The 7,833-nt window shown below is 62.0% G+C and carries 4 protein-coding genes and 1 pseudogene; all 5 read left to right on the top strand.

Features of this window, described 5'->3' with window-relative positions; translation table 11 throughout:
* Positions 1-132 (top strand): annotated as a pseudogene (locus NCR38_RS06970) (phenylacetic acid degradation protein); the annotation flags it as partial.
* Between the two features lie 151 nt (positions 133-283).
* Complete coding sequence (pcaF, locus tag NCR38_RS06965; RefSeq protein WP_061117288.1) at positions 284-1,486, top strand: 3-oxoadipyl-CoA thiolase; 1,203 nt, start codon at positions 284-286, stop codon at positions 1,484-1,486.
* Positions 1,487-1,498: 12 nt separating this feature from the next.
* Complete coding sequence (locus NCR38_RS06960; RefSeq protein ID WP_061117289.1) at positions 1,499-3,013, top strand: 3-hydroxyacyl-CoA dehydrogenase; 1,515 nt, start codon at positions 1,499-1,501, stop codon at positions 3,011-3,013.
* Between the two features lie 48 nt (positions 3,014-3,061).
* A complete protein-coding gene (gene paaK, locus NCR38_RS06955; protein WP_061117290.1) occupies positions 3,062-4,387 on the top strand; it encodes a phenylacetate--CoA ligase PaaK in 1,326 nt (441 codons plus the stop codon).
* A gap of 242 nt (positions 4,388-4,629) precedes the next feature.
* Entirely contained in the window at positions 4,630-7,818 is a 3,189-nt protein-coding gene (locus NCR38_RS06950; protein ID WP_250476675.1) for an efflux RND transporter permease subunit, read from the top strand.
* Positions 7,819-7,833: the final 15 nt, after the last annotated feature.

Here is a 7,833-nt window from a genome sequence, read left to right as displayed (position 1 = left end):
GTGCTCGAAGGCGAAGTGAAGATGGAAAAGAACTACACGCTCGAACAACATGAAATCGATGACGGCTTCGTGCTGACTTGCCAATGTCATCCGGTGAGCGAGCGGGTGGTCGTGAGTTTCGACGAGCGCTGAACGTCGTTCTTGCTGCAGCGAAAGACGCGCATCGCAACGATGCGTGTGAAGCCGAAGATTTCCAATCAATCAATTCAAGCGCGAAGTCGTTAGCAATGCAACCATTGCACGGCTTCGTTGTGATCGATCATCCTCCACATCGAGACTTGTCATGACTGAAGCCTTCATCTGCGATGCTATTCGTACGCCCATCGGCCGCTATGGTGGTGTTTTCAAGGACGTCCGCGCCGACGACCTCGGCGCCGTGCCCATCACCGCGCTCATGAAGCGCAATGCATCGGTGGACTGGACGCAGGTTGACGATGTGATCTACGGCTGCGCGAACCAGGCAGGCGAGGACAACCGCAACGTCGCGCGCATGTCGGGCCTGCTGGCGGGCTTGCCCATCGACGTACCCGGCTCGACAATCAACCGCTTGTGCGGTTCGGGCATGGATGCGGTCGGCAGCGCGGCGCGCGCCATTAAGGCGGGCGATGGCTCGCTCTATCTCGCGGGCGGCGTCGAGAGCATGACGCGTGCGCCTTTCGTGATGGGCAAGGCGTCGAGCGCGTTCTCGCGGTCGGCCGACATCTTCGATACCACCATAGGCTGGCGTTTCATCAATCGCGCAATGCGCGAGCGCTATGGCGTCGATTCGATGCCCGAGACCGCGGAAAACGTCGCCGTCGATTTCGGCATCACGCGCGATGCGCAGGACCGCTTCGCACTGCGCAGCCAGCAACGCGCCGCGCGCGCACAGGCCGATGGCACGCTCGCGCAGGAGATCGTTGCAGTGAACGTGCCGCAAAAGAAGGGCGAAACGATCGCGATCGATCGCGACGAGCATCCGCGCGAAACCACGCTCGAAACGCTCGCCAAACTGAAGGGCGTCGTGCGCCCTGACGGCAGCGTGACGGCGGGCAATGCATCGGGCGTAAATGATGGTGCGTGTGCGCTCATCATTGCGAACGAGGAGGCGGCCCGGCGCCACGGACTTACGCCGCGCGCACGCATCATCGGCATGGCGACGGCGGGCGTCGAGCCACGCATCATGGGCATCGGTCCCGCGCCCGCGACGAAGAAGCTCCTCGCGCGCACAGGGCTCGCGCTGGAACAGTTCGACGTCATCGAACTCAATGAAGCCTTCGCATCGCAAGGCATCGCGGTGCTGCGTCAACTGCGTCTCGCCGAAGACGATCCACGCGTGAATCCGAACGGCGGCGCCATTGCGCTCGGCCATCCGCTCGGTGCATCCGGCGCGCGTCTCGTCACGACCGCGCTGTACGAGCTGGAACGCCGCAACGGCCGCTATGCGCTGTGCACGATGTGCATCGGCGTGGGCCAGGGCATCGCCATCGCGATCGAGCGCGTCTGAGGGCTGCGAAACATGACACAGGCCATTCAGTCATCGGCGGTCGTCGGCGTGATCGGCGCGGGGGCGATGGGCGCGGGCATCGCACAAGTCGCGGCACTCGCGGGACACACCGTGCTGCTTTACGATCTCGACGGGAAAGCGCTCGACAAGGCGCGCTCGAGCATCGCGGCCAACGTGCAGCGCCTGATCGACAAGAAGAGGCTCGATCAGGCCACGGGACACAAGGCCATCGACCGCGCGCATAGCGTGACGAACCTCGCGGACATGCGCACGGCATCGCTCGTGATCGAAGCCGTCGCCGAGAGGCTCGATGTCAAGCGTGCATTGTTCAGCGAACTCGAAAGCATCGTCACGCCCGAGTGCATACTCGCGACCAACACGTCGTCGATTTCGATCACGGCGATCGCTGCGCCCCTGAAGCATCCGTCGCGTGTGGTCGGCATGCACTTCTTCAACCCCGCGCCGCTGATGGCGCTCGTCGAAGTCGTGCGTGGACTCGCAACATCGCATGACGTTGCGCAAACGGTCTACGCGACGTCGGCCGCATGGGGCAAGAGGCCGGTTCATGCAAGGTCGACGCCGGGTTTCATCGTCAATCGCGTGGCGCGGCCCTTCTATGCCGAAGCTCTGCGCGTGCTCAACGAGCAGGGCGCGGACGCAGCTTCCATCGATGCCGTCATGCGCGATTCGGGCGGCTTCAGAATGGGCCCGTTCGAACTGATGGACCTGATCGGTCACGATGTGAACTTCGCCGTGACGCTATCGGTGTTCAACGCGTACTTCAACGATCCGCGCTTCACGCCTTCGCTGATTCAGCAGGAACTGGTGAATGCGGGCTTTCTGGGTCGAAAGACGGAACGCGGCTTCTATGACTATGGCGCCAACGCCGCGAAGCCTGCTGCGCGCATCGAGACGCATACGCGCACGCCTTCGAAGATCGTGCCCGGTGAAAGCGCCCCGTTGTATGAGCGACTGCAAGCGCGCCTCGCCGAAGCGAGCGCGAGCCGTAACGATATGCCCGGCCTCGTCGCGCAAATCGACGATGCTTATCTCTTTCTGACCGATGGACGCACCGCCACCGAACGCGCGCACGCGCTCGGCATCGACAACATCGTGCTGATCGATCTCGCGCTCGATTATGCGACCGCGCAAAGCGTCGCGATCACGCGAGCGCGTCAATGCGCCGACGATGCCTACGCTGCCGCAGCCGGCGCACTGACGAAGGCTGGCTATGCCGTGGTGCCATTGAAAGATATCGCCGGCATGGCCGTGATGCGCACCGTTGCGATGCTCGTCAACGAAGCGGCGGAGGCGGTGAATCAGGGCGTCTGCACGAGCGCGGATCTCGATCTCGCGATGGAGAAGGGCGTGAACTATCCGCTCGGGCCGCTTGCGTGGGGCGAGCGCATCGGCATCGCGCGCATTCACGATGTGTTGCTCCATCTCACGGCGCATTACGGCGAAGACCGCTATCGCGCATCGCCACTCATCGCTGGCTTGCGCTATTCAGACCAACGCTTCCACTAAAGCGAATTCGCGTCATTCACTCATCGATCATTCATGCAGGAGACAACCATGGTCCAAACCATTGCACAGCAGAGCGAACTGGAACCGATCGAACGCGCGAGCCGTGACGAGCTTCAGGCGCTGCAACTCGAACGCCTGAAGTGGACGTTGCGACACGCCTATGAGAACGTGCCGCACTATCGTCGCGCATTCGACGCGGCAGGTGTGCATCCCGACGACTTGCGCGAGCTGTCCGATCTCGCACGGTTTCCGACCACGACGAAAACCGATTTACGTGACAACTATCCCTTCGGACTCTTTGCGGTGCCGCGGGATCAGGTCGTGCGTGTGCATGCATCGAGCGGCACGACAGGCAAGCCGACCGTGGTCGGCTACACGGCGAAGGATATCGACACATGGGCGAACGTCACCGCGCGTTCGATTCGCGCCGCGGGCGGGCGCAAGGGCGATACGCTGCATAACGCCTTCGGTTATGGCCTTTTCACAGGCGGCCTCGGGATTCACTACGGCGCGGAACGTCTGGGCTGCATGGTCGTGCCGATGTCGGGCGGCCAGACCGAGAAGCAGGTGCAACTGATCCGCGACTTCGAGCCGAAAATCATACTCGTCACGCCTTCGTACATGTTGAATCTGCTCGACGAGATGGCGCGACAGGGCATGGACCCGGCCAACACGTCGCTCAAGATCGGCATCTTCGGCGCGGAGCCGTGGAGCCAGGGCTTACGCAGCGAGATCGAAACGCGCGCGGGCATTCAGGCGCTCGATATCTACGGGCTTTCGGAAATCATGGGTCCGGGCGTCGCATGCGAATGCATCGAAACGAAGGACGGCCCGACCATCTGGGAAGATCATTTCTATCCCGAGATCATCGATCCGGTGACGGGAGAGGTGCTTCCCGAAGGCGCCACGGGCGAGCTCGTTTTCACGTCGCTCACGAAGGAAGCGATGCCGATGATCCGCTACCGCACGCGCGATCTCACGTCTTTGCTGCCGCCGAGCGCGCGTTCGATGCGCCGCCTCGCGAAGATCACGGGCCGCTCGGACGACATGCTCATCATTCGCGGCGTGAATGTGTTCCCGAGCCAGATTGAAGAATTGGTTCTCGCGATTCCGCGTTTGAGCGGTCAGTATCAATTGTGCGTATCGCGCGAGGGCCACATGGATTCGCTGTCGGTTTCGGTCGAAGCGCGCGCCGAAGTCTGCGCGACGTTGAACGAGAGCGAACGTGCCGGTCTGTCGCGCGAGTTGCAAAGCCGCGTGAAGACGATGGTCGGCGTATCGACGCAAGTGCGCGTGCTCGATTCCGGCGCACTGCCGACGACTGCAACGGGCAAGGCGAAACGCGTGCTCGATCTACGTTCCGCAACCGTCTGAACCCTGTTTATTCAGCGCCTCGCGTTCCGCGAGGCGCCATTCGATTCCCACCAATTGGAAGCACTTGTTCCATTTCCGGTGCGGCTCCGCATTCTTCTGCAGAAATCTTTCCGCATAAACCCTCGCAACCGTTTGCGCGAATTGTTTTGTAAGCTTCTGTTGTGTCATCGTAGCGGGTGCATTCGCGCAGTCGTCGAACAGTATTCGAATAACGAACACCAAACGGGGCAGGCAGAATTTAGATGTGGATCGTCAGACTCGCGCTCAAGCGCCCGTACACGTTCATCGTCCTGTCGCTGCTCTTGCTGATCATCGGTCCGCTCGTCATCCTGCGCACACCGACCGATATCTTCCCCAACATCGATATTCCGGTAGTCAGCGTCATCTGGTCGTACACGGGCCTGCCGCCCGATCAGATGGAGCGCCGCATCACGCTGAATTACGAACGCGGCTTGTCGGTGGCGGTCAACGACATCGAGCACATCGAGTCGGAATCGCTGCCGGGCATCGCGGTGATTCGCATCTACTTTCAGCCGAACGCGAATGTCGATGAAGCGATCGCGGAAATCACCGCGCTTTCGCAGACGCAATTGCGCTCGCTGCCGCCCGGCATCACGCCGCCCAACATCTTGCGCTTCAATGCATCGACGGTGCCGATTCTGCGGCTCGCGTTGTCCTCGGCTGAACTCACCGAGCAGCAGCTCTACGACTTCGGCAACAGCTTCCTGAAGACGCAACTCGCGACCGTGCAGGGCGCGTCGGTGCCGCTGCCTTATGGCGGCAAGCAGCAGCAGATCATGGTCGATATCGACTCGCGCAAGCTGCAGGCGAAGAACCTCGCGCCCACCGATGTCGTCAATGCGATCAGCGCGCAAAACCTCATTCTTCCCACGGGCACGACGAAGATCGGTTCGACGGAGTACTCGGTCGGCCTGAACGCGAGCCCGGGCTCGATAGAAGGGCTCAACGACATCCCGATCCGCACGGGTCCGGGCGGCACGATCTATATCAAGGACGTCGCCCATGTGCGCGACGGTTTTCAGCCGCAGACCAATATCGTGCGCGTGAACGGCACGCGCGCGTCCTTACTCACGATCAACAAGAGCGGCAATGCATCGACGCTCGATATCGTCGCGCGCGTGAAGAACCTGTTGCCGACCTTGCGCGGCATGGTGCCCGACTCGCTCAAGATCGAGCCGGTCGCGGATCAATCGCTCTTCGTGCGCGCATCGGTGTCGGGCGTGTTGCGCGAAGCGGTGATCGCGGCTGGCCTGACCGCGCTGATGGTCCTGCTCTTCCTGGGAAGCTGGCGCGCGACGCTCATCATCGCGATCTCCATACCGCTCTCGATGCTGACGTCCATCGTCGCGCTTTCCGCGATCGGGCAGACCATCAACATCATGACGCTGGGCGGCCTCGCGCTGGCGGTCGGCATTCTCGTCGACGATGCGACAGTTGCAATCGAAAATATCAGCCAGAACCTGGAGCAGGGCAAGGAACTGGAGCAGGCGATCCTCGACGGCGCTCAACAGATCGCAGTGCCGACGCTCGTATCCACGCTCTCGATCTGCATCGTGTTCATTCCGATGTTCCTGCTGACCGGCGTCGCGCATTACCTCTTCGTGCCGATGGCCGAGGCCGTCGTGTTCGCGATGCTCGCGTCGTACTTCTTCTCGCGCACGCTCGTTCCGACGCTCGCGAAATACCTGTTGCGTCATCACGAGCACATGGGCGGCGATGTCGAGTCGATGAAGGGATCGCGCAATCCGTTCGTGCGCATCCATCTCGCGTTCGAGCGTCACTTCGAATCCGTGCGCAATCGATATCGACGTTTTCTCGAAGCGCGGCTTTTGCATCCGGGACGCTTTGCATCGCTGTTCCTGCTGTGCTGCCTGCTTTCGCTCGGGCTTGCACCGTTCCTCGGACGCGACTTCTTTCCGTCGATCGATTCAGGCGTGATTGCGCTGCATTTGCGCGCGAAGACCGGCACGCGCATCGAGGAAACGGCGGCACTCACCGACCGCGTCGATGCGCGCATCAGGCAACTCATTCCACGCGGCGAGATTCGCTCGATCATCGACAACATGGGCTTGCCGGTGTCGGGCATCAATCTCTCGTACAGCAACACGGGTACGGTCAGTTCCGCCGATGCCGACGTGCTCATCAGCCTGAACGAAGATCACGCGCCGACCGAAGGCTATATCCATGAGTTGCGCAAGCGCCTGCCGCAGGAGTTTCCCGGCGTGACGTTCTCGTTTCTGCCCGCGGATATCGTGAGTCAGATTCTCAACTTCGGCGTGCCCGCGCCGATCGACATCGCCATTACCGGACGCGATGCGCAGGCCAATCGCGCACTCGCGAACCGCTTGCTGGAAAAGATCCGCCGCGTGCCGGGGCTCGTCGATGCGCGCATCCAGCAGCCGTCCGATCTGCCATCGATCAATGTCGAAGTGGATCGCACCAAAGCGCTGCAAGCGGGTTTCACGCAGCGCGACGTCGCGAACAACCTGCTCATCACGCTCTCCGGCAGCCAGCAGACGACGCCCACGTTCTGGCTCAATCCGGTGAACGGCGTGAGCTACAACGTCATCACGACGGCGCCGCAATACGACATGAACTCGCTGCAATCGGTGGCCAACATTCCGGTCACGTCCGCGAGCGGCAAGACCAATATTCTCGGCGCGCTCGCAACGCTATCGCGCGGCGCGCGCGATGCGGTCGTGTATCACTACAACGCGCAGACCACCATCAATCTCTATGCGACGACCGAGCGGCGCGATCTCGGCGCGGTATCCGACGACGTGCAACGCATCATCGACGAAGCGCGCGGCGAGTTGCCCAAAGGCTCGTCGATCGACATGCGCGGCCAGGTCGAGACGATGAACGGATCGTTCTCCGGGCTCGCGTTCGGCCTCATTCTCGCGGTCGTGCTCGTGTATCTGTTGATCGTCGTGAACTTCCAGTCGTGGCTCGATCCGTTCATCATCATCACCGCATTGCCGGGCGCGCTCGCGGGCATCGTGTGGATGCTGTTCCTCACGCATACGACGCTGTCGATTCCCGCGTTGACGGGCGCGATCATGTGTATCGGCATCGCGACGGCGAACAGCATTCTCGTGGTGAGCTTCGCGCGCGCGGCGCTCGCCGAGCACGGCGATGCGGTGCGCTGCGCGCTCGAAGCAGGCTACTCGCGCTTCAGGCCGGTGCTGATGACGGCACTCGCAATGATGATCGGCATGGTGCCGATGGCGATCGGTCTCGGCGAAGGCGGCGAGCAGAATGCGCCGCTCGGGCGCGCGGTGATCGGCGGGCTGATGGTCGGCACGGTCGCGACATTGTTCTTCGTGCCGGTCGTGTTCTCGATGATCTACCGGCGCATGGAAGCACGCGGCAAGGGACCAGGCGCCACGGCCAGAGAAGCGGCGCAATAAAACAATCGATCAGTG

The sequence above is a fragment of the Caballeronia sp. INML1 genome, from assembly GCF_023631085.1.
Classification (GTDB): domain Bacteria; phylum Pseudomonadota; class Gammaproteobacteria; order Burkholderiales; family Burkholderiaceae; genus Caballeronia; species Caballeronia turbans.
Note: the sequence above shows the minus strand (reverse complement) of the source record. Positions and strands in the feature narration are given on the sequence as shown.